General features: G+C 67.7%; 25 protein-coding genes. 12 read left to right on the forward strand and 13 right to left on the reverse strand.

Going from position 1 to position 22,276, the window contains the following annotated elements:
- Positions 1–129 precede the first annotated feature (129 nt).
- From N440_RS04750 to N440_RS04780, 7 genes are all read right to left on the reverse strand, one after another.
- Complete coding sequence (locus tag N440_RS04750) at positions 130–1,152, reverse strand: magnesium and cobalt transport protein CorA (RefSeq protein ID WP_133934259.1); 1,023 nt, start codon at positions 1,150–1,152, stop codon at positions 130–132.
- 6 nt (positions 1,153–1,158) lie between these two features.
- The gene (locus tag N440_RS04755; RefSeq protein WP_133935976.1) at positions 1,159–2,355 is read right to left on the reverse strand and encodes a DUF4105 domain-containing protein; all 1,197 of its coding nucleotides are present in this window, start codon (positions 2,353–2,355) and stop codon (positions 1,159–1,161) included.
- Between the two features lie 62 nt (positions 2,356–2,417).
- Positions 2,418–3,299 (reverse strand): transporter associated domain-containing protein, encoded by an 882-nt coding sequence (locus N440_RS04760; RefSeq protein ID WP_133934260.1) that lies wholly within the window; start codon positions 3,297–3,299, stop codon positions 2,418–2,420.
- Positions 3,300–3,363: 64 nt separating this feature from the next.
- Positions 3,364–3,972 (reverse strand): hypothetical protein, encoded by a 609-nt coding sequence (locus N440_RS04765; protein WP_133934261.1) that lies wholly within the window; start codon positions 3,970–3,972, stop codon positions 3,364–3,366.
- The gene (locus N440_RS04770) at positions 3,972–4,580 is read right to left on the reverse strand and encodes a hypothetical protein (RefSeq protein WP_133934262.1); all 609 of its coding nucleotides are present in this window, start codon (positions 4,578–4,580) and stop codon (positions 3,972–3,974) included. The genes N440_RS04765 and N440_RS04770 overlap by 1 nt, the downstream gene beginning before the upstream one ends.
- Before the next feature lie 53 nt (positions 4,581–4,633).
- Positions 4,634–5,119 (reverse strand): rRNA maturation RNase YbeY, encoded by a 486-nt coding sequence (ybeY, locus tag N440_RS04775; protein ID WP_133934263.1) that lies wholly within the window; start codon positions 5,117–5,119, stop codon positions 4,634–4,636.
- Positions 5,116–6,102: a PhoH family protein gene (locus N440_RS04780; RefSeq protein WP_006429312.1), complete on the reverse strand. Its 987-nt coding sequence runs from the start codon at positions 6,100–6,102 to the stop codon at positions 5,116–5,118. The genes ybeY and N440_RS04780 overlap by 4 nt, the downstream gene beginning before the upstream one ends.
- Before the next feature lie 396 nt (positions 6,103–6,498).
- On the opposite strand from N440_RS04780, the gene N440_RS04785 reads away from it, so the two are divergent.
- Genes N440_RS04785 through N440_RS04795 form a run of 3 tightly spaced genes read left to right on the forward strand, consistent with a single transcriptional unit; the run spans position 6,499 to position 9,508 of the window.
- Positions 6,499–7,455, forward strand: coding sequence for an HlyD family efflux transporter periplasmic adaptor subunit (locus N440_RS04785; protein ID WP_133934264.1), 957 nt, complete (start codon positions 6,499–6,501; stop codon positions 7,453–7,455).
- 20 nt (positions 7,456–7,475) lie between these two features.
- Positions 7,476–8,399 (forward strand): ABC transporter ATP-binding protein, encoded by a 924-nt coding sequence (locus N440_RS04790; protein ID WP_133934265.1) that lies wholly within the window; start codon positions 7,476–7,478, stop codon positions 8,397–8,399.
- A complete protein-coding gene (locus N440_RS04795) occupies positions 8,396–9,508 on the forward strand; it encodes an ABC transporter permease (protein WP_133934266.1) in 1,113 nt (370 codons plus the stop codon). Before N440_RS04790 ends, N440_RS04795 begins: the two co-directional genes overlap by 4 nt.
- Positions 9,509–9,603: 95 nt before the next feature.
- Here the strand turns inward: N440_RS04795 and miaB are convergent, their stop codons facing one another.
- Together miaB and N440_RS04805 are read right to left on the reverse strand one after the other, a co-directional pair.
- Positions 9,604–11,019, reverse strand: coding sequence for a tRNA (N6-isopentenyl adenosine(37)-C2)-methylthiotransferase MiaB (gene miaB, locus N440_RS04800; protein WP_040008215.1), 1,416 nt, complete (start codon positions 11,017–11,019; stop codon positions 9,604–9,606).
- A gap of 106 nt (positions 11,020–11,125) precedes the next feature.
- Positions 11,126–11,746 (reverse strand): glutathione S-transferase family protein, encoded by a 621-nt coding sequence (locus N440_RS04805; protein WP_008264796.1) that lies wholly within the window; start codon positions 11,744–11,746, stop codon positions 11,126–11,128.
- 80 nt (positions 11,747–11,826) lie between these two features.
- On the opposite strand from N440_RS04805, the gene N440_RS04810 reads away from it, so the two are divergent.
- The 7 genes from N440_RS04810 (at position 11,827) to N440_RS04840 (ending at position 17,883) form a co-directional block, all read left to right on the forward strand.
- Entirely contained in the window at positions 11,827–12,795 is a 969-nt protein-coding gene (locus N440_RS04810) for a YafY family protein (protein WP_049456550.1), read from the forward strand.
- 46 nt (positions 12,796–12,841) lie between these two features.
- Positions 12,842–13,759 (forward strand): lytic transglycosylase domain-containing protein, encoded by a 918-nt coding sequence (locus N440_RS04815; RefSeq protein WP_133934267.1) that lies wholly within the window; start codon positions 12,842–12,844, stop codon positions 13,757–13,759.
- 195 nt (positions 13,760–13,954) lie between these two features.
- Positions 13,955–14,575, forward strand: coding sequence for a ubiquinol-cytochrome c reductase iron-sulfur subunit (gene petA, locus N440_RS04820; protein WP_004151998.1), 621 nt, complete (start codon positions 13,955–13,957; stop codon positions 14,573–14,575).
- The gene (locus N440_RS04825) at positions 14,575–15,834 is read left to right on the forward strand and encodes a cytochrome bc complex cytochrome b subunit (protein WP_133934268.1); all 1,260 of its coding nucleotides are present in this window, start codon (positions 14,575–14,577) and stop codon (positions 15,832–15,834) included. Before petA ends, N440_RS04825 begins: the two co-directional genes overlap by 1 nt.
- Positions 15,827–16,576 (forward strand): cytochrome c1, encoded by a 750-nt coding sequence (locus N440_RS04830; protein ID WP_006429453.1) that lies wholly within the window; start codon positions 15,827–15,829, stop codon positions 16,574–16,576. The genes N440_RS04825 and N440_RS04830 overlap by 8 nt, the downstream gene beginning before the upstream one ends.
- A gap of 134 nt (positions 16,577–16,710) precedes the next feature.
- The gene (locus N440_RS04835) at positions 16,711–17,346 is read left to right on the forward strand and encodes a glutathione S-transferase N-terminal domain-containing protein (RefSeq protein ID WP_005415948.1); all 636 of its coding nucleotides are present in this window, start codon (positions 16,711–16,713) and stop codon (positions 17,344–17,346) included.
- An 84-nt stretch (positions 17,347–17,430) separates the two neighbouring features.
- Positions 17,431–17,883: a ClpXP protease specificity-enhancing factor gene (locus tag N440_RS04840; protein WP_133934269.1), complete on the forward strand. Its 453-nt coding sequence runs from the start codon at positions 17,431–17,433 to the stop codon at positions 17,881–17,883.
- A gap of 38 nt (positions 17,884–17,921) precedes the next feature.
- Here the strand turns inward: N440_RS04840 and N440_RS04845 are convergent, their stop codons facing one another.
- The 4 genes from N440_RS04845 to N440_RS04860 form a co-directional block, all read right to left on the reverse strand.
- Entirely contained in the window at positions 17,922–18,272 is a 351-nt protein-coding gene (locus N440_RS04845) for a DUF3301 domain-containing protein (protein WP_133934270.1), read from the reverse strand.
- A gap of 67 nt (positions 18,273–18,339) precedes the next feature.
- Positions 18,340–19,341, reverse strand: a complete 1,002-nt coding sequence (locus N440_RS04850) for a DUF2272 domain-containing protein (RefSeq protein ID WP_133934271.1) — start codon at positions 19,339–19,341, stop codon at positions 18,340–18,342.
- 104 nt (positions 19,342–19,445) lie between these two features.
- On the reverse strand, positions 19,446–20,297 hold the full coding sequence (nadC, locus tag N440_RS04855) for a carboxylating nicotinate-nucleotide diphosphorylase (RefSeq protein WP_133934272.1): 852 nt from the start codon (positions 20,295–20,297) through the stop codon (positions 19,446–19,448).
- Positions 20,294–20,563, reverse strand: a complete 270-nt coding sequence (locus tag N440_RS04860; RefSeq protein WP_005408847.1) for a Trm112 family protein — start codon at positions 20,561–20,563, stop codon at positions 20,294–20,296. Before N440_RS04860 ends, nadC begins: the two co-directional genes overlap by 4 nt.
- 58 nt (positions 20,564–20,621) lie before the next feature.
- Here N440_RS04860 and purE point away from each other — a divergent pair, with 58 nt between their 5' ends.
- Together purE and N440_RS04870 are read left to right on the forward strand one after the other, a co-directional pair.
- Entirely contained in the window at positions 20,622–21,125 is a 504-nt protein-coding gene (purE, locus tag N440_RS04865; RefSeq protein WP_005412808.1) for a 5-(carboxyamino)imidazole ribonucleotide mutase, read from the forward strand.
- Complete coding sequence (locus tag N440_RS04870) at positions 21,122–22,270, forward strand: 5-(carboxyamino)imidazole ribonucleotide synthase (RefSeq protein ID WP_133934273.1); 1,149 nt, start codon at positions 21,122–21,124, stop codon at positions 22,268–22,270. The genes purE and N440_RS04870 overlap by 4 nt, the downstream gene beginning before the upstream one ends.
- The last annotated feature ends 6 nt before the right edge of the window (positions 22,271–22,276 follow it).

Below are 22,276 nucleotides of genomic sequence, written 5' to 3' on the forward strand. Positions count from 1 at the left end.
AGTGCCGGCCGCTGGCCGGCATTGCCTGGTTGCCGGCCAGCGGCCGGCACTACCCAAGGCGGGTCATGTGCCACGACCCACGGTCGTGGCCTACCGGTTTGGTGGGTATCGACCGTTGGTCGATACGCTCTACAGCCACTTGGCGCGCTTGAACAACCGGTACAACCCCACGCACACACCGCCCACGCCGACGATCATCAGTGGGTAGGACCACGGTTCACTCAGCTCCGGCATGTGGCTGAAGTTCATGCCGTACCAGCTGGTGATCAGTGTCGGCGCGGCCAGCAGGGCCGCCCAGGCACCGAGGCGCTTGACCGTCTCGCCCTGCGCCAGCGTCACCAGCGACAGGTTCACGCTCAGCGCGGTGCCCAGCATTTCGCGCAGGGTGTCGATCACATCGCTGATGCGCACGGCGTGGTCGTGCACGTCGCGCACGTACAGCTTCACTTCGTCGGGGATCAGATCGCCCTGGTAGCGGCGCAGCTGCGCCAGCACGTCCTGCAGTGGCGCCACCGCCATCCGCATCTTGTTCAGTTCGCGCTTGAGCTCGTACAGCCGCACCACCGTGCTGCGCTTGTAGTTGTCAGCGAAGATGTCCTTTTCCAGCAGTTCCAGGGTGTCGCGGAAGCGGTGCACGATCGGCAGGTAGTTGTCGACCACGAAGTCGGCGACGGCGTAAAGGCAGTACGAAGGGCCCATTTTCAGCAGCTGCGGTTCGCGCTCGACGCGGGCACGAACCGGCGCGTAGGACAGCGATGCACCATGGCGTACGGTCACCAGAAAGCGAGGGCCAAGGAAGGCGTGGGTTTCGCCATACTGGATGCGCTCGTCGACCATCTGTGCGGTGGTCACCACCACGAACAGGGAATTGCCGTAGGTCTCGACCTTGGGCCGCTGGTGCGCGTTGCGCGCATCCTCGATGGCCAGGTCGTGCAGGCAGAATTCCTCCTGCAGTTTCAGCAGCACATCATCGTTGGGATCGTACAGGCCCACCCAGACGAAGCCGTTGCCACTGGCAATGACATCGCTGATGGCGTCCAGGCTGATGTCGTGGCGTTTGCCCTCGTCATCGTAGTGGACGCAGTTGATGACGCAGGCGGGGTTGGCCGAGGCAGGTGCGGAAGCGGAGGCGGGCAATGACATGCCCGCCATCGTGCGTCAGGGGCGTGTTTCGGACAAGTGAGGACGACGCCCCAGCACCCACGCCAAGGCGACGTGCACCGGCAGCAGCAGCACGATCCACTGCACGTTGTACTGTGCCTGCAGGCTCAGCCAGTGCAGTACCAGCGCGGCCACGGCCTGTACCGCCAGCAGCCAAAGCACGATCCTGAACATGCGGCCCGGCACGCGCCGGCGCAGCAGGGCGATGGCGCCCGGTAGCAGCAGCACCGCCAGCGGCGACAGCAGCAGCAGGTTACGGTTGGCCCAGGCGGCGTAGTGCGTGCTGAAGCCCCACAGGAACACCAGCAGGCTGCCGGCGATGGCACACAGCAGCCAGAACGGCAGGGCCAATCCGGCCAGCAGGCGCGGGCGGCTGCGCAGCGCCAGCACGCCGGCGGCGATCACCAGGCCGCACAGCAGCCACGGCCACCAGCGGCGTGCGAACTCCTTCGGTTCCGGGTCGATGCGGTGCGGCAACAGTTCCTGTTCGGACTGCACCAGCGGCCGCCCATCGCTGTTGCGTGCCTGGCGCAGCGCATCGGCCAGGCGCATGGGTACGAACGCTTCCTGCCAGCGCGACAGCGGCTGGTCGGCGAACGGGCCGAGGCCGACGTCGAAGCCCAGCCACATCCACGCTGCCGGCGAGGCCAGGCGCACCGATTCACTGCGATAGGTGTTGCCGCGCGAGCGCCCCGACAGCTGCGATTGCAGTCCGCCGCCCAGCGCCTTGTCCACGGTATCGCGCACCATCGTGGCGCAGTTGGCGGTGTAGTAATCGTAGTGGTAGCGCGCGTTTTCCGGCTTGGCCCGCTCGGCCAGGTCGGCGGCCAGCGCACGCGCCTGGTCCGGGCGCAGGTCCAGCCACTGCACGCTGGCGCCACGGCCGGTCTCGTCGTAGTACGACAGATCCTGCTGCAGCGGCAGTGCCACCAGGTAGTACATCATGTCGCCGCGCACGAAGCGGCTGATGAAATCATCTTCGGACGGATCGAAATAACCGAAGTTGTACGAGGTCGCGTCGCCGCTGGCCGGATCGATCACGACGATGGCGTCGTGGCCGAAGCGCTCGAAGAACACCGTGCCCGGCTGCATGGTCACCACGCCGATGCGCGGGGCAGGAGCCTCGGCACTGGCGACGGGTGAAGCAGGTGTGGCTGCCGCCGGCTGCGCGGAGGCGGCCAGCGGCAGGACCATGGCCAGCACGCACAGTGCCAGCCACACCGTCAGGCGCAGTGCCTGGACAGGGCCGCCGCGCTTCAAGCGTCGTCCTGCGCGTCCGGCGGCAGCACGGTCACGTGGAAGGCCTGCACCCGGCGCGCATCGGCGCGCGCCACGCGGAACATGAAGCGGTCCAGCGCCAGTTCGTCGCCCACTTCCGGCAGGTGGCCCACGGCCTCGGTGACCAGGCCACCGATGGTGTCGTAGTCCTCGTCGGAGAACGTGGCACCAAAGCGCTCGTTGAAGTCGCCGATCGGGGTCAGCGCGTCGACCACGTACTGGCCGTCGGACTGGATGGCGATCTGCGCCGACGGATCCTCGGCTTCGTCATGCTCGTCGTCGATCTCGCCGACGATCTGCTCCAGCACGTCCTCGATGGTGACCAGGCCAGCGACACCGCCGTACTCGTCGACCACGATGGCCATGTGGTTGCGCGACAGGCGGAATTCCTTCAACAGCACGTTGAGCTTCTTCGCCTCCGGAATCAGCACCGCCGGGCGCAGAAGCTCGCGCACGTTGGCCGGGCCGTTGTCGGCCACCACGCCGCGCAGCAGGTCCTTGGCCAGCAGGATGCCCAGGATGTCGTCCTTGTTCTCGCCATGAACCGGGAAGCGCGAATGGCCGGACTCGACCACCTGCTTCATCAGTTCCAGGAAGGGCGCTTCGACTGGCAGCGAGACCATCTGCGAGCGCGAGATCATCACGTCGCCCACGGTCAGCTCGGCCACCGAAATGGCGCCTTCCATCATCTTCAGGGTATCGGCGGCGATCAGCCCCTCTTCCTGCGCGGTGTGCAGGACAGCGACCAGCTCGTCGCGGGTGTGGGGTTCGCCGGAGAAGGCGGACGTCAGGCGTTCAAGCCAGCCGCGCTTCTTTTCACTTTGCTCCGCGGGGGAGCTACTACTGTCGTCTTCTGACATCTCAGGAAAAAAGGCACCCGGCAGGCCGGGCGTTGGCCCAAGTCTAGCAGGATGTGACGGCCTGTCAGTGACCGTCGCTGCCGGGCCCGGTGATCGGCGGCGGGGCCAGTTCAGGCCGCGCGGGGGCTTCTTCCTCGGGCAGGTCCAGGCTGTAGGTGCAGCCGGCCAGGGTCTTGCCGGGATGGGACGCCACGGTGGAGACGCTGAGGATGATCGACTCGATCTGGGCCTCACCGGTCTTCGGGTCGGTCACATCACGGCTGACCAGTTCGCGGCCGGCCATGAACTTGCCGTCCTGGTCGTAGCCGGTCTCCAGCCCCAGCCGCTTGGCCAGCGGCCGTGGGTCGGCCTGGTCAAGGACCGCCATGATGCTGGCGCCGGCCACCGCCACCCGCTCGGTGGCCATGCCAAAGACGGTGATCGGCTGGGCCAGCCGGTACTCGCTCATGAACTGGTTGCCCTGCGGCAGCGGCTGCAGGCCCTGGGCCACGGCCTTCAGCGGGTCGGCCAGCAGCGGCGCCAGCGCACCGAGATCGGCCACGCCCTGGCGGCACTCGATCAGTGCCGGCAGGTCCAGGCTGGAGGCGAAGGCAGGTGGGGCGGCAAGGGCGCCCAGCAGGATCAGGCAGCAGCGCAGTGACACGGGCGGTATCCGCAGGCGGTGGGGCGCCATCATAGCCCCGAGGAACGGGTGAACGGCCGGGTGATACGGCGGGCGACACCAATCATCACTGCACGCAGGAACATCAGCGGCAGGGTGATCAGCACCGACAGCATCGCGAGGTGGACCAGCCCCGCGATGGCCCAGGCCACGGTCGGCACCCGACCAGCGTTCATCAGCCAGGGCATCGGGTCCGGCGCCGCATTCCGGATCAGCATCATGTAGACCGCGGCGAGTACGTACAGCACCAGCAGCGAGGTGCGCGAGGCATGGAAGAACGGCAGCCCATGGGCGGGCCGGCCCAGGCGTCGTTGCAGCATCATCCGCCACAGCACCGGCAGCGCCAGCGCACCCACCAGCATCAGCAGCATCGAGATCGTCAGCAGGCCGGGGCCGTGTGCGGGCTGCGCCCGGTCGTTGAGATGTGGCCCGATCATGCTGATCGCCAGCCCTGCCACCAGGCACAGGGGCGACAGCAGCGCCAGGCTGCGCAGCAGCCAGTGCTGCCCGGTGGGATCGGTGGCGGCGATGCGCCGGACGGTGCGCGCGCCCAGCACCAGCAGGGCGGCGAAAAGGCCGCCCACGATGAGTAGCGTGATGAAGCTGCCTTGCTGGATCATCCTTGTTCCTCGCGTCTTCTTTATCGGCCCCGGGTGATGGGCGCCTGGCCCGCTCAGCGCTCGCCGGCGTAAGGATCGGCAATGCCGAGCTCGGCCAGGATCTCGCGCTCCAGCTGTTCCATTGCCTCGGCTTCCTTGTCGTCCTCGTGGTCCCAGCCGAGCAGGTGCAGCACGCCGTGCACGGTCAGGTGCGCGTAGTGGGCATTGAGCGCCTTGCCCTGCTCTTCGGCCTCACGGGCTACCACCGGCGCGCAGATCACCAGGTCGCCGAGCAGCGGGAACTTGACGCCCTTGGGCAGGCCTTCAGGCAATTCGGCCGGGAAGCTGAGCACGTTGGTGGCGTAGTCCTTGCCGCGGTAGTGGCGGTTCAGTGATTGCCCCTCCTTGGCGTCGACTACGCGGATGGCCAGGTCGGCCTCGCGGATGCGGCCCTTCAGTGCGGCGGCCACCCACTTGCGGAAGCTGACCGCTGCAGGCAGGCCGGTGCGCGGCAGGGCGTAACTGACGGCGACATCCAGTCGCACGGGACCACGGGTCATGGAGTTGCTCCAGGCTGGATCTGATGCAGGTCGCGGCGGTCGTAGGCACTGACGATGCGCGCGACCAGCGGGTGGCGGACCACGTCGCGGGATTCGAAGAAGGTGAAGCTGACGCCCTCGACGCCCCGCAGCACATCGATGGCATCACGCAGGCCGGAGCGCACGTGCTTGGGCAGGTCGGTCTGGGTCAGGTCGCCGGTGACCACCGCGGTGGAGCCGAAGCCGAGACGGGTCAGGAACATCTTCATCTGCTCGATGGTGGTGTTCTGGGCTTCGTCCAGGATCACGAACGCATCGTTGAGCGTGCGGCCGCGCATGTAGGCCAGCGGCGCGATCTCGATGACGTTCTTCTCCAGCAGCTTGACCACCTTCTCCACGCCCATCATTTCATACAGGGCGTCGTACAGCGGTCGCAGGTAGGGATCGACCTTCTGGCTCAGGTCGCCGGGCAGGAAGCCCAGCTTCTCGCCGGCCTCCACCGCCGGGCGCACCAGGATCAGCCGCTGCACGCGCGATTCATTCAGCGCTTCGACCGCGCTGGCCACGGCCAGGAAGGTCTTGCCGGTACCGGCCGGGCCGATGCCGAAGTTGATGTCGTGGGTGGCGATCTGGTGCAGGTAGCGGCCCTGGTTCGCACCGCGTCCGCGCACCGTGCCGCGCTTGACCTTGATTGCCACGTCCTGCGCTTCGTAGGAGCGCTCGGCGATCTGCTCGACGTTGGCCTGGGCCAGGCGCAGATGGATGGCATGGTTGTCGAAGGTAGTCTCGCCGGCTTCGGCGTACAGCGCCTCGACCAGCTTCTGTGCTTCGACGATGGCCTCTTCCGGCCCGCTGATGCGGAACACGAAGCCGCGGTTGGCGATCTCCACGCCAAGCTTCAACTCGATCTGGCGCAGGTGGCCATCGAAGGGGCCGCACAGGTTGGCCAGTCGCTCGTTGTCTTCCGGCGACAGGGTGAAGTCTCGATGCTCGATGCTTTTCATTGCTTGGGGTGGGGCGGGTTCGCCGTCCACCGCGATGGACTCGGGATGACAAGATTACGCGCGTGCCGGGCAGGCGGCCAGCACGGGTGTCGGAACAGTGTGGGGCCCGCCGGTTTTCCACACCCGGTGTGGACCGGCATTGCAGAAAGCTGTGGATAGTCCTTCGCAGCGCTTGTGCCACAAGGAAGATGATGCCGTGGTGAAAATATGTCCAGGCCACGGCGGGTTTTCCACACGCGATGTGGACGTTGCAGCAGCGAACCTGTGGATAGATGGGGCCGAGCCTTGTGGCAAGGGGCCTGCGGTGGCCTGGTGAAAAAACCGTCAGGGCTGATCGGGATCATTGCGGGTGCACAGGGGGCGTGGCACCGTGGCGCCGTCGCAGGAGGGGATGGCATGGGCATCGGCAACGGGATGCGTGGAATGGGACTGGCGGTCATCGTCCTGCTGGCGGGGTGCGGGCAGTCGCCGCCCACCGCACTGGGTACGCTGGAATGGGACCGGATCACGGTGCCGGCACCGGCCGCCGAAGTGATCGCAACCGTGGAGGTACGTGAAGGCCAGCAGGTCAGGGCCGGCGCAGTGTTGATGCAGCTCGATCCGGCCCGCGGTGACGCACAGTTTGCCGCCGCTCAGGCCGACACCGTGCGCGCGCAGGCGCAGCTGGAAGAGCTGAAGATCGGTCCGCGCCAGGAACAGATCGCACAGGCCCAGGCGCAGCTGGCCGCATTGCGCGCGCAGGCTGTCGAGGCCAGTGCCTACTATCGGCGGGTCCAGCCGCTGGCACGCCAGCGCCTGATCGCCGCCGCCGAGCTGGATCGCGCACGGGCCGCCGCCGGCAATGCCGAGTCCAGCGTGCGGGCCGCTGAACAGGCATGGCTGGAACTGGTGCACGGCAGCCGGGCGCAGGACATCGCCCAGGGCCAGGCCGCCGCCGATGCTGCGCACGCGCAGCAGGTGGTACAGGGCGTCAACCTGCAGAAGCTGCAGCTGCGCGCACCGCGCGATGGCGTGATCGATGCCTTGCCCTACCGGCAGGGCGACCAGGCCCCGATCGGCGCGCCGCTGGCCGTGATGCTGGTCGGTGAGCGCCCCTACGCACGCGTTTACCTGCCCCAGCCGCTGCGCCTGCAGGTCAAGGTCGGACAGGCCGCGCAGATACAGCTGGACGGCGGAACTGCCGTATTGAAGGGACACATCCGCTCGATCCGCAGCGAACCGTCGTTCACCCCGTACTACGCGCTGACCGGCGACGACGTCGAACGCCTGAGCTATCTGGCCGAGATCGAAGTGGACGAGTCCACCGACATGCAGAAGCTGCCGGCAGGGATGCCGGTACAGGTGCGCTTCTGAACGCCGGAGCAGACATCGCGGTGCACGCACAGGGCCTGACCCGCCGCTTCGGCGACCTGCTGGCCGTGGACAACGTGGATCTGACCGTGCCGCGGGGCCAGGTCTACGGCTTCCTTGGCCCGAACGGTTCGGGCAAGTCGACCACCATCCGCATGCTGTGTGGCCTGCTGGAGCCGAGTGCCGGGCAGATCGAGGTGCTGGGCCTGGCGGTGCCCGAACAGGCCGAAGCGCTGCGCCGCCGCATCGGTTACATGACCCAGCGGTTTTCGTTGTACGAAGACCTGTCGGTGCGCGAGAACCTGGAGTTCCTCGCTGCGATCCAGGACCTGCCGCGTGCCCAGGCCCGGCAGCGGGTCGATACGCTGCTGCAGCAATACCGGCTGCAGGATCGCCAGCCGCAACTGGCGGGTACGCTCAGCGGCGGCCAGAAGCAGCGCCTGGCCCTGGCCGGCGCCGTGGTGCATTCGCCCGAACTGCTGTTCCTGGACGAGCCGACCAGCGCGGTCGACCCGGAATCGCGCCGCGATTTCTGGGAGGCCTTGTTCGAACTGGCCGACGCCGGTACCACCGTGCTGGTGTCGACCCACTACATGGATGAGGCCGAACGCTGCCATCGGCTGGCGATCCTTGATCGGGGCGCGCTGGTGGCCGATGGCACGCCGGCCGAACTGTGCGCACGGCTGCAGGGCCGCACGCTGCAGGTCACCTCCTCACAGCCGCGCCAGGCCAGCCGCGCGTTGTCCGAACTGCCCGGCGTGCTGAGCGTGGCGCAGATCGGCACCCAGCTGCGCGTGCTGTGCAGTGAAGACGCGGGCGACACGGCGGCGCTGCAGCGCGCATTGGCCCATGCCGACCCGCAGGCGCGCATCGAGGCGGTGGCGCCGAACCTGGAAGACGTCTTCGTGGCCGCCACCCGTGGCCGTGGCCGGGAGCCGGCGGAATGAACCTGCGCCGGCTGTGGGCGATCATGCTCAAGGAACTGCGGCAACTGCGCCGCGACCGCATCACGCTGGCGATGATCGTCGGCATTCCGGTCATGCAGTTGTTGTTGTTCGGCTATGCGATCAACCTCAACCTGCGCCACCTTGATGCCGGTGTCGCCGACCAGGCCAACAGCGCGGCCTCGCGCGCGCTGGTGCAGGACATGGTCGCCACCGGTGTGATCACGCCGCGCAGCCAGTCCTATTCACCGGATCAGCTGATGCAGGCGCTGCGCCGTGGCGAGATCAGTGTCGGCATCGTGGTGCCGGCGGATTTCGAGCGCCGTCGCTTCGACGGCCGTGAAGCGGTGCAGGTGCTGGTCGACGGCAGTGATACGGTGGTGCAGAGCGCGGCGATCCAGCTGGCGCAGGTGCCGCTGGATACGCGCCTCACAAGCAATACACGGCCACTGCGCGAGGGCAGCATCAGCAGTGGTCCGGTCAGCGTGATCAGTTTCTACAACCCGCAGCGGCGCTCGGCAGTGAACATCGTGCCGGGCCTGATCGGGGTGATCCTGACCATGACCCTGGTGATGTTCACGGCGGTGGCGGTGGTGCGCGAACGCGAGCGCGGCAACATGGAGCTGCTGATCGCCACGCCGGTGTCGCGCAGCGAGCTGATGGTCGGCAAGGTGTTGCCGTACGCGGCGATTGGCCTGCTGCAGACCACGCTGGTATTGCTGCTGGGCACCTGGCTGTTCCAGGTGCCGATCCGCGGCAGCCTGCTGGACATCTACCTGGCCGCGGTGCTGCTGGTGCTGGCCAACCTGGCGCTGGGCCTGCTGATTTCCACGCGCGCACGCTCGCAGTTCCAGGCCATGCAGATGACGCTGTTCCTGTTCCTGCCGTCGATCCTGCTGTCGGGTTTCATGTTCCCGTTCGCCGGCATGCCACGGCCGGTGCAATGGCTGGCCGAAGTGCTGCCGCTGACGCACTTCCTGCGCCTGGTGCGCGGCATCATGCTGCGCGGCGCCTCGCTGTGGGAACTGTGGCCGGAGGCGCTGGCGCTGCTGGCCTTCATCGTGGTGATGATGACGCTGGCGATCCTGCGCTTCCGCAAGCGTCTGGATTAGGGAATGCCGACCCACGGTCGGCATCTACCCCGGCGGGTGCCGACCGTTGGCCGGCGCATCTCTCTCGGTGGGTGCCGACCGTTGGTCGGCACGCCTTATTCCGCCACCACCCGCGCGCGCAGCGAATTGGTCAGCGCCTCGGTGATCACCACGTCCACGAACTGGCCGATCAACCGCGCCGGCGCCGGGAAATTCACCGAACGCATGTTCTCGGTCTTGCCGGTCAGCTCGTTCGGGTTCTTGCGCGAGGGGCCTTCCACCAGCACGGTCTGCACGGTGCCGACCATCTTCTCGGAGATGCCGGCGGCGTGCGCATTGATGCGCTCCTGCAGGCGCGACAGGCGCGCGTGCTTCTCCGCATCGCTGATCGTGTCCTCCAGGTCGGCGGCTGGCGTGCCCGGGCGGCGCGAGTAGATGAAGGAGAAGCTGTGGTCGAAGCCGATGTCCTCGATCAGTTTCATGGTCTTCTCGAAATCGGCATCGGTCTCGCCGGGGAAGCCGACGATGAAGTCCGAACTGATCGAGATATCCGGGCGCACGGCGCGCAGCTTGCGGATCTTCGACTTGAATTCCAGCGCGGTGTAGCCACGCTTCATCGCTGACAGCACACGGTCGCTGCCAGCCTGCACTGGCAGGTGCAGGAAGTTGGCCAGCTGCGGCACGTCGCGGAACGCGTCGATCAGCGAATCGCTGAACTCCAGCGGGTGCGACGTGGTGAAGCGGATGCGGCCGACGCCGTCGATCTCGGCGATGGTGCGGATCAGCAGGCCGAGGTCGGCGAATTCGCCATCGCCATACGGGCCGCGATAGGCGTTGACGTTCTGCCCGAGCAGGTTGATCTCGCGCACGCCCTGCGCGGCCAGCTGCGCCACTTCCACCACCACGTCCTCGAACGGACGGCTGACTTCGGTGCCGCGGGTGTAGGGCACCACGCAGAACGAGCAGTACTTGGAACAACCTTCCATGATCGACACGAAGGCCGAGGCGCCCTCGGCGCGCGGTTCCGGCAGGCGGTCGAACTTTTCGATTTCGGGGAAGCTGATGTCCACCTGCGGGCGCTTCTGCTCGCGGCGGGCACGGATCAGTTCCGGCAGGCGGTGCAGGGTCTGCGGGCCGAACACCAGGTCCACGAACGGCGCGCGCTTGATGATCGCCTCGCCTTCCTGTGAGGCGACGCAGCCGCCCACGCCGATGATGACCTCGCGGCCCTTGTTCTTCAGGCCCTTCCACACGCCCAGCTGGCTGAACACCTTTTCCTGCGCCTTCTCGCGGATGGAGCAGGTGTTGACCAGGATGACGTCGGCGTCATCGGGACTGTCGGTCAGCTCCAGGCCATCGCTGGCGGCAAGCACGTCGGCCATCTTGGCCGAGTCGTACTCGTTCATCTGGCAACCGTGGGTCTTGATGTACAGCTTGCCTTTCACCTGGTCGGGCTTGCGCGGACCGGCGGGCAGGGCAACGAGCGGGGTACCGCCGGGGGCGGGCGGAAAGACGTCTGGCGTCCCGGTCATGGCGCTTAATCCATTCGGGTGGCGGGAAAGCGGGCAATTCTACCCGCATCCCGGCCCTCCCGCCGTCCGCCGGTGGCGGGTCGGCCCCGGCGGTGGCGCGGCGCGATTACGCCGCCGCCAGCTCCGCGTCGATCTGCCGCGAGCGGTCGAACGCCGTCATCGCGCTGATCCGTTCGATGTAGGCGGCCGTGGCCGGCGCCGGCTGCACCAGGCCGAAGGCGCTGGTCCAGGCCAGCGCATTGCCCCACAGCACGTCGGCGGCGCTCATCGTCTCGCCCAGCAGGTACGGTCCCTGCGCCAGCTGGGCCTCGATCACCTGCAGCACGGTCTCGGCGTCGTTGTACGGCGACATCAGGCGCGGCGGCGGCTCGCGGTGCATCGCCTTGTCGATCATCGCCGGCTCGAAGCAGGCACCGTAGAAGGCCATCCAGCGCAGGTAGGGCCCGCGCAGGGCGTCACCGATCGGCGGTGCCAGCCCCGCTTCCGGGTACAGGTCGGCCAGGTACAGGTAGATCGCCACCTGTTCGGTCACCAGCGCACCGTTGTGGACGATGGCCGGCACCTTGCCCATCGGGTTGATGGCCAGGTAGGCCGGGGCCAGGTTGGCGCCGGCCTTCAGGTCCAGCACCTGCATGCGGTAGTCGGCACCCAGCGCTTCGAGCAGGGCCACGGCGCCGCTCGAGCGTGAACGGGCGGCGTGGTACAGGGTGATCTGGCGTGAGGTCATGGCATTGCTCCTTGCGGTGGGTGGTGAACTGGAGGCCATCCTGGGGCACTATTGCGGACGAATTCTGTCCTCGATCCTTCATGCGCCATACCGCCCATCGACTGCTGCGCCTGATCGCCCTGCTGCAGGCCCGCCGCCAGTGGTCGGGGGCCGAGCTGGCCGAACGCATGGGCGTGGACCGGCGCAGCATCCGCCGCGACATCGAGCGCCTGCGCGAACTGGGCTACCCGGTGCAGGCCTCGGCCGGAGTTGGCGGCGGCTACCAGCTGGGGGCCGGTGCGCCGGTACTGCCGATGCTGCTGGACGAAGAGGAAGCGACCACCCTGGCCATTGCCCTGCGCGCGGCCTCGGCGACCGTCGCCGGCATCGACGACACCGCCCGTGGCCTGTTGTCCAAGCTCGATCCGCTGGTGCCGACCCGTCGCCGCCAGCAGGCCGGCGAAGTGCATGCCGCCACCGCCACGCTGTCGGACCTGCCGGCCACCGATGCGCGCCTGCTCGGACGGCTGGCCCAGCACTGCCGGCAGGCCTCGCGGCTGGCCTTCGAGTACCGCAGTGCGCAGGACGCAGTCACCCAGCGTGAGGTCGACGCCCAGCATCTGGTCAACTATGGCCGCCGCTGGTACCTGCTGGCCTGGGATCTGGGCCGCCAGGACTGGCGCACCCTGCGCGTGGACCGGATGGGCGCGGTGCGCGAATGCACCGAGCCGGGCCTGCATCGGCGCACCCCGGCGCCGCCGGATGTGATGGTGCGGCAGGCCGTCAGCCAGGCGCCGTTCGCGCTGCAGGCCATCCTGCGCCTGGCCGGCAGCCATTCCGAGCTGGAAGGCCGGATTCCGCCGTGGTGCGGGGTACTGGAGGCCGATGGCACCGACCATTGCCTGCTGCGGATGGGGGCCGAGAGCCGCGGCATGATGCTGGCGCAGATCCTCAGCCTGGACCGCGTGCCGGTAGCGCTGTGGACCACGCCTCCGGAGCTGCGCGACGAACTGGCTCAGCGCCTGGCGGGCCTGGGCCAGCTGCTGGCTGTGCCGCCGGTCACAGCCTGAGCCACGTCGCTTGGCAAGCCCCGGCGAAGCTGGGACACTCGCCGCCATGAAGGGGATACTGGGGACAACGGCGATCATCATCGCTGCGCTGACCGCTGCGCCGGCCAGCGCCGGAACCCTGTACAAGTGCCAGGGCGCCGACGGCGTCACCAGTTACGTCAGCAAACGCGTGGCTGGGGCCCGCTGCAGCGCCATCAGCTACAGCCGCGATACCCGCCCGGTGTCGCGCCCGGTGGTGGCCGCGCCGAAACCCGCGCCAGCCACCACTGTGGCCAGCATCGAGCGCAATCCGGTGGCCGTGGCGGCCAGCGCTGCGACGCCTGCAGTGGCTGCACCCGCACCTGCTTCCGTGCCCGCGGCGGCAACCGCCTCGCGCGCTGGACGCATGGTCAGCGGCCAGGTCTATTCCTTCATGAAGGACGGCGTGCGCCACTACACCAGTGCGCGGCCGACCCAGGTGGCCAACCTCGGCCCGGTGCGCACCATCCGCTACAGCTTCATGGAGCGCTGCTACGCCTGTGGGGTCAATCCGCGCGTGGACTTCGGCACGGTGCGCCTGAACACCACGGCGTTCCAGGGCGAGATCACCTCGGCAGCGCGCGAGTTCGGTGTTGAGGAGGCCGTAGTGCGCGCGATCATCCACGCCGAATCCGCCTACAACCCGACCGCGCTCAGCCGTGCCGGTGCGCAGGGCCTGATGCAGCTGATGCCACCGACCGCCGCCCGCTTCGGCGTCAGCGATTCCTACGACGCCGGACAGAACATCCGCGGCGGCGTGCAGTACCTTGCGTGGCTGTTGAAGCGCTTCAATGGTGACCTGACTCTCGCTGCGGCCGGCTACAACGCGGGCGAGGGCGCGGTCGACCGTCATGGTGGCGTGCCGCCGTACAGCGAGACCCAGTACTACGTGCGCCGGGTCGGCCAGCTGGCGGACCGCTACCGCAGTGCCCTGAGTCACCAGTAGGTGCCGACCGTTGGTCGGCACGCCTTTGCATGGGTAGTGCCGGCCGCTGGCCGGCAACCCCGCAATCAATGTTGTTGCAGTGCGTTGTGTGGCGCGCGACGGTTCCGCTACACTCGTCCAAGATTCAATGCGGCTCTGGCCCCCACCGGATCCGCTGGCAGCCTTAAAGCTACCTAATCAATATCGGAGTGCCGGATGGCCAACGATGGGGTACACGATCCAGTCAACACCGGACGTCGGCGTTTTCTTTCTGCCACCACAGCCGTGGTGGGCGCCGTCGGCGTCGGATTCACCGCAGTTCCTTTCATCAAGTCCTGGAACCCCAGTGCCCGCGCCAAGCTTGCCGGCGCACCGGTGGTGGCCGACATCAGCGCCCTGCAGGAAGGCCAGCGCCTGATCGTGGAATGGCGCGGCCAGCCGATCTGGATCGTCAAGCGGTCCAAGGCGATCCTGGATGCGCTGCACGGGCTCGACGGCCGCCTCAAGGACCCCGAGTCCGGCGAGAAGGACCAGCAGCCGGACTACGTGCTGAAGCAGAATCCCGAGCTGCGCTCGATCAAGCCGGACATCTCGGTGCTGGTCGGCCTGTGCACGCACCTGGGCTGCTCGCCTGAAATGGTCGCCGAAATCCGGCCCGAGCCCTACGACCCGCAGTGGAAGGGGGGGTATTTCTGCCCCTGCCACAAGTCGCGCTTCGACATGTCCGGCCGCGTCTTCAAGGACGTGCCGGCACCGATCAACCTGAAGGTGCCCGCGCACCACTACCAGGACGACAACACCATCATCATCGGTGTCGATCCGCAGGGGGCAGCCTGATGGCCAATATCCTCGCCCGTACCGCCAGCGGCGTCGCCGACTGGGTCAACGCCCGCGCGCCGGGCCTGATGCCGGTGTACCGCAAGCACGTCAGCGAGTACTACGCGCCGAAGAACTTCAACATCTGGTACTACTTCGGTTCGCTGGCGTTGCTGGTGCTGGTCAACCAGATCGTCACCGGCATCTTCCTGACGATGCACTACAAGACCAACGCCGCCGAGGCGTTCGGCTCCATCGAATACATCATGCGTGACGTGGAGTGGGGCTGGCTGATCCGCTACATGCACTCCACTGGCGCCTCGCTGTTCTTCATCGTGGTCTACCTGCACATGTTCCGCGGCCTGCTGTACGGCAGTTACCAGAAGCCGCGCGAGCTGGTGTGGATCCTCGGCATGCTGATCTACCTGGTGCTGATGGCCGAAGCCTTCATGGGCTACGTGCTGCCATGGGGGCAGATGTCGTTCTGGGGCGCCAAGGTGATCATCTCGCTGTTCGGCGCGATACCGGTGATCGGCAACGGCCTGACCGAATGGATCATGGGCGACTACCTGCCCAGCGACGCCACGCTCAACCGCTTCTTCGCGCTGCACGTCATCGCCCTGCCGCTGGTGCTGCTGCTGCTGGTGGTGCTGCACCTGGGCGCGCTGCACGAAGTGGGCTCGAACAACCCCGATGGCGTGGAGATCAAGAAGGGCCCGAAGGGCAACCGCTGGTCGCCGAAGGCCCCGGCCGACGGCATTCCGTTCCACCCGTACTACACGCTCAAGGATGGCGTCGGCGCCGGCTTCCTGCTGATCATCGCTGCCTTCATCATCTTCTTCGCGCCCGGTTTCGGCGGCCTGTTCCTGGAGCACGACAACTTCACCGAGGCCAACCGCCTGGTCACCCCGGAACACATCAAGCCGGTCTGGTACTACACCCCGTACTACGCGATGTTGCGCGTGGTGCCGAACAAGCTGGGCGGCGTGCTGGTGATGTTCTCGGCCATCGCGATCCTGTTCCTGGTGCCGTGGCTGGACAAGGCGCGGGTGAAGTCCGTGCGCTACCGCGGCTGGATCTCGAAGGTGATGCTGGGCGTGCTGGCGGTGTGCTTCGTGTGGCTGGGCGTGATCGGTTCCGGCCCCGGCACCGACGTGCACGAAACCTACATCGGGCGGGTGCTGACCTTCCTGTACTTCGCGTTCTTCATCACCATGCCGCTATGGACAAGGTTGGACAAGACCAAGCCGGTACCGGAGAGGGTGACCACGCATGACTGAGCGCTGGATGGTCCGGCTGGCCCTTGCGGCCACCCTGATGCTGGGCAGTTTCCTGGCCTCCGCCGCCGAAGGCGGCACCAAGCTGCTGCAGGCCGGCAACGACCTCGGTGACCGCGCATCGCTGCAGCGCGGCGCGCAGCTGTACATGAACTACTGCTCCGGCTGCCACGCGCTGAAGTACCTGCGCTATTCGCGGATGGCGCAGGACCTGGGCCTGACCGAGGAAGAGGTGATGAACAACCTCAACTTCACCGGCTCGGCGATCGGCGACCCGATTCCGGTGGCGATGCCCAAGGAGAATGCCGAGAAATGGTTCGGCAAGATGCCGCCGGACCTCAGCCTGATCTCGCGGGTGCGGGGCAGTGACTGGGTCTACACCTACCTCAAGTCGTTCTACCTGGACAGCAGCCGGCCACTGGGCTGGAACAACGCGCTGTTTGCCAACGCGTCCATGCCCAACCCGCTGTGGGAGATGCAGGGCCTGCAGCACGCCGTGCACGGCAAGCCCGAAGCGCCGGGCATGGACCCGCCGGTGACCGGGCTCAAGCTCGAAACGCCAGGTTCGGTCGATGCCGGCCAGTACGACCAGGCGGTGCGGGACATCACCAACTTCCTCGAATATGCCGGCGAGCCGGCCGCGCTCAAGCGGCAGCAGCTGGGCGTGTGGGTGATCCTGTTCCTGGCCCTGTTGACCTTCCTGCTGTATCTGCTGAAGAAGGAATACTGGAAGGACGTTCACTGATTCTGCGGCCGGCCATCGCACGGGCCTATTGGCTTTTGTGATGGTCGGTTGCACACTCGGGGAGGAGTCGACCGCTGGCACGGTGCTGGCGGCGCCGATGCGGCAGGCGGTCTCCTGTCGTAGGAGAGCCTTTGATGGCGGCGAGCGTACGCATGCGCAATACACTGACGCTGTTTTCCTCGAACGACGATGTGCTGTGCCACCGTGTACGCCTGGTCCTGGCGGCCAAGGGGGTCACCTTCGACTTCGTTCCGGTCGATCCGCAGAACCCGCCTGAAGACCTGATCGACCTCAATCCGTACCACTCGGTGCCAACCCTGGTCGAGCGCGAACTGGTGCTGTATGCCGCGTCGGTGGTCAGCGAATACCTGGACGAGCGCTACCCGCATCCGCCGCTGATGCCGGTCGATCCGCTCTCGCGCGCACGCATCCGCCTGGCCATGCTGCGCATCGAGCACGACTGGGTGCCGCAGGTGCAGGCCATCCAGCTGGGCAACAAGACCCAGGCCGAGGCCGGTCGCAAGCGCCTGAAGGAACTGCTGACTGCGTCGTTGCCGCTGTTCAAGGCCAGCAAGTTCTTCCTCAATCCGGAAATGAGCCTGGCCGACTGCGCGATGGCACCGATCATCTGGCGCCTGCAGTCACTGGACGTGCCGCTGCCGAAGGACGGCAAGGCGATCGAGGACTACGGCAACCGTATTTTCCGCCACCCGGGTTTCGTCCGCAGCCTGACCGAGCAGGAAAAGAAGCTGCGCGATCTGCCGGTCTGATCCGGCCAGGCCTTACCCGTCTGCACGCCGACCGGTGTGCAGGCGATCCGCCCCGGCGGGGCGCCGGGCGCGTACACTTCACGCATGACCGAAGACTTCTTCCACATGACCAGCCACCGCCCGTACCTGCTGCGGGCGCTGGTGGAATGGATCAACGACAACCAGCTGACCCCGCACATCCTGGTCGACGCCGGCGTCCCCGGCGTGCAGGTCCCGCCTTCGGCGGTCAAGGATGGCCGGGTGGTGCTCAACATCGCCGAACGTGCCGTCGTCCGGTTGATGATCGACAACGAGATGGTGAGCTTCTCGGCGCGTTTCTCCGGCACCAGCTATCCGGTGCAGGTGCCGATCAGCGCCGTGCTGGCCGTCTACGCCCGCGAGACCGGGCAGGGCATGGCGCTGCCGGACGACATCCCGGGCAACGAGACCGCGTCGACCAGCGATGAACTGCTGCATGACGAAGGTACGCCGCCGGACGATACGCCGCCGGCCAGCCCGCCGCCCAAGGGGCGCCCGAACCTGCGCGTGGTCAAGTAAGGGTGGGTGCCGACCGTTGGTCGGCACGCCTTTGAACCTTACACATCCTCGGTATCGTCCACATCCGGCCGGATCTGGCTGATCCGCGCCGCACCGGGGCCGGTAAACGAGATCAGCTGGTCGCCGCGCAGCACCATGCGGCCCACGTGGCGATCGATGCCGTCATAGGAATACTCGAACTTGAAGGTGCGCTCGAAACCGAGCCGGCCATCCTCGCCGCGCGACAGGCGCAGGCCGGTGGCGTGCACCGCCTGGTCCAGCCATTGCACGTCGGCGGCGCGGCAGGCATTGCGGCCCAGCTCGACCGCGCGCTCGGCGGCCGAACGGGCGGCGTTCCAGAAGAAATAGATGATTCCGCCGGCAATCAGCAACAGCAGCAGGGTGGGCATGGCGTCAGCGGTCAGAGGTCGATCCGGCAAAGATGGCGGCGAACGCGCGCTGGATCAAGCGTTGCAGTCACCGTCTCGGCTGCGGTTCGCTGGACACTGGCTGCGCGGGCACGATGGCCGGTTGCGGCGCCGGCGCGGTCTGCATCGGCGTCGCAGTGGGCGAGGGCATCACCAGGGGTGATGTGGCGGTCAGCTGCAGCAGTGCTGCCCAGTCCTGGCGGTTGAAGCTGCATTCGTCTTCGCGGCCCGGTGTGCAGCTGGGGTCGATGCCGGTGCTGCTGCGTTCGCGTGCCGGCGGCAGCTGGATCAGCCCGGTGCGGTCCAGCGGCAGCAGCCGCATCGCCACGGTATTCATCACATTGCCGCCCACCAGATACAGGGTCTGGTCGCCACCGAGGTTGGCCGCCACCACCACTTCGCAATGTGATTTCCAGTGGCCCACCGAGCCATTGCCCAGCGCCTGCACCAGTCCGCTGTAGCTCAGCGTGGTGCTGCGGTCGCGCAGGAAGCACAGCAGATCGCCCGGCGCGGGCTTTGCGGCCGCGGGATCGACCAGCCGATAGGGCACACCGGAGGGGCCGGCCTGGTAGGCGGCACGGATGTAGTCGATGTGGCGCGGCGAGGTGTTGAAGCCGGGTACGCCGGCACGCACCATCACCCAGGAAATGAAGGCGGCCGACCAGGGGTTGTCGACCAGGAAGGCGCGGCAATCGCTGTCGGTGTAGCGCGTGCCCAGCGGCGCCAGGCAGCTGCTGGCGCCCGCGATGCTGCCCATTGCATTGAGCGTGCCGCTGTCGCGCCAATAGCCGGCCACGCGCTGCCAGGCGATCAGGCCGTTGTCGGCAAGATGCTCGCTCTCGGCCTCGGTGACGCTCAGGCTGGCAGCGCGGCCATCGCGATCGATGAAAGGCCGGAACCACAGCCGGTGTTCGTTGCAGGCGGTGTTGCGGATGGCCACTGCCAACGGGCTCAGGCCGTAACGGGGAGGTACGTCACAGGCCTCCGCAGCCGCTGCGGAAAAGGGGGCGGCCGCGAGCAGAAGGCAGGCAGGCAAGAGCATCCGGCGCATGCGCGGCTCCTGTGGGGGATTGCCGCAGCGTCGCAGTGCCGTCGTGAACGCAGGGTGTGAGAGCGGGAGTGCCGGCCGCTGGCCGGCACTACGCAACCGTCACCTCAACCCGGCGGCGGGCCCAGCTTCAACGACAGATCGATGGCCTGCACATGCTTGGTCAGGCCGCCGATGGAAATGCAGTCCACGCCATCCTCGGCGATCGAGCGCAGGCCGCCCAGGCCGACGCTGCCGGAGACTTCCAGCGGAATGCGGCCGGCGGTGATGCGCACCGCTTCGCGGCGCAGGTCCGGGCTGAAGTCATCCAGCAGGATGCGTTCGCACCCCGCCTCCAGCGCCTCGCGCAGCTGCGCCAGATCCTCCACCTCGACCACCAGTGGCAGCGCGGGCCACTGCCGGCGCGCCCCGGCGACCGCGGCGGCCAGCGAACCGGCGGCGCGGATGTGGTTTTCCTTCAGCATCACTGTGTCGTACAGGCCGAAGCGGTGGTTCTCGCCGCCGCCGCAGCGCACGGCGTACTTCTGCGCCAGGCGCAGCCCGGGCAGGGTCTTGCGGGTGTCGAGGATGCGCGTGCCGGTACCTGCCACGGCGGCCACATAGCGGGCGGTTGTGGTGGCGGTGCCGGACAGCGTCTGCAGGAAATTCAGCGAGGTGCGTTCGGCACTGACCAGGCTGCGGCTGCGCCCGTACAGCAGGGCCAGCACGGTGCCTGCGGTGACCGCGTCGCCTTCGGAAACCTGCCATTCGATGCGCACGTCCGGGTCGAGCGCACGGTGGGTGGCGTCGAACCAGGGGCGGCCGGCAATCACCCCGTCCTGCTTGCACAGCAGGTAGGCACTGTCGGCCTGGTCGGGCAGCAGGGCGGCGGTGACGTCACCGCTGCCCAGATCCTCGGCCAGCGCACGCGCGACATCGGCGGCGACAACGGCCGCATCCGGCGTCGGTAGCACGCTCATGCGGCCGGGAAGTCGGCGATCTGGGCGGTCGGGATGGCTTCCTCGGCCAGCAGCACCGGGATGCCGTCGTCGACGCGGAACACCTGCTTGCGGTCGCGGGTGACCAGCGCTTCGCGCAGCGGCTGCGCCAGCGGGTTGCCATCGGCCTTGTTCACCGCGCCGGCGGAAATGGCCTTGTTGAGGGCTTCCAGGCCCTTGCCATCCAGCAGGGACAGGGGCTGGCGGGTGTCCGGCGACACCAGCAGGTCGAGCAGCTTGCGATCCATGGTTCTTCGTCTTGCGTGGAAGACGGCTAGAATACGTCTTTAAGGCAGGTGACGGCCAATGACCCCCAACCCGATCGCGCCGCTTGTCGGCATCGTCATGGGTTCCCGTTCCGACTGGGAAACCATGCAGCACGCCGCCCAGAAGCTTGAAGCCCTGGGTGTTCCGTTCGAAGTGAAGGTGGTGTCCGCGCATCGGACGCCGGATGTGTTGTTCAGTTACGCCGAGCAGGCGGGCCCGCGTGGCCTGCGCGCGATCATCGCCGGTGCCGGCGGGGCCGCGCACCTGCCGGGCATGATCGCCGCCAAGACCGCCGTGCCGGTGCTGGGCGTGCCGGTGCAGTCCAAGGCCCTCAACGGCATGGATTCGCTGCTGTCGATCGTGCAGATGCCGGCCGGCATCCCGGTCGCCACCTTCGCCATCGGCAATGCCGGCGCCTCCAATGCCGCGCTGTTCGCTGCAGCGATGCTGGCCAGCGACCAGCCGGCGATCGGGCAGGCGCTCGACGCCTTCCGTGCGCGCCAGACCGAAGACGTGATGGCCCACGACGACCCGCGCCAATGAGCCTGACCGTCGGCATCCTGGGCGGCGGCCAGCTCGCCCGCATGATGGTCCTGGCCGGTGCGCCGCTGGGACTGCGCTTCGAACTGTACGATCCGGCGGCCGACGCCTGCAGTGGCCCGCTGGCGCCCCTGACGGTCGGCGCCTTCGATGACCGCCAGGCGCTGGCGGACTTCGCGGCGAAGGTGGATGTGGTCACCTTCGATTTCGAGAACGTGCCTGCCGACAGTGCACAGTTCCTGGCCGACCGCGTGCCGGTCTACCCGCCGCCGGCCGCGCTGGCCGTGGCCCAGGACCGGCTGAGCGAGAAGACCCTGTTCCAGCAGCTGGGCATCCCGCTGCCGGCCTTCGCCGACATCCGCAGCCGCGACGAGCTGGCCGCGAAGGCGGCCGAATTCGGCCTGCCGTGCATTCTCAAGACCCGCCGCCTCGGCTATGACGGCAAGGGCCAGTTCCGCCTGCGCAGCGAAGCCGACATCGACGCCGCGTGGGACGCACTGGGTGCGCAGGTCGAACGCACGGGCCTGATCCTGGAAGGCTTCGTGGCCTTCCAGCGCGAGGTCAGCGTGGTCGCCGTGCGTGGCCGCGATGGCAGCTTCGAGGCCTGGCCGATCACCGGCAACTGGCATGTCGACGGCGTGCTGTCGGCCAGCGTGGCGCCGGCCGTGCTGTCCGACGCCGAGCAGCAGGCCGCGATCGGCTATGCCCGTCGCGTTGCCGAGCACCTGCAGTACGTGGGCGTGTTCGCGCTGGAACTGTTCTGCCGCGACGGCGAGCTGCTGGCCAACGAGATGGCGCCGCGCGTGCACAACTCCGGCCACTGGACCATCGAAGGCAGCGAGACCTCGCAGTTCGAGAACCATCTGCGCGCCGTGCTGGGCCTGCCGCTGGGCAGCACCCGCATGCTTGGGCATGCCTGCATGCTGAACTGGCTGGGCACGATGCCGGACCCGGCGCCGGTACTGGGCCAGGCCAGTGGCCATTGGCACGACTACGGCAAGGAGCCACGTGAGGGCCGCAAGGTCGGTCATGCCACGCTGCGCGATGACGATGCCGCGGCACTGGCCGACGCGTTGGACCAGGTCGGCCTGGAGCTGGGTCGCCAGGCCCAGGTGGCGCCGGCCGTGCACGCCCTGCGCAATCGCTGAGCCCGG

This window comes from Stenotrophomonas sp. CC22-02, assembly GCF_004365115.1.
Taxonomy (GTDB): domain Bacteria; phylum Pseudomonadota; class Gammaproteobacteria; order Xanthomonadales; family Xanthomonadaceae; genus Stenotrophomonas; species Stenotrophomonas forensis.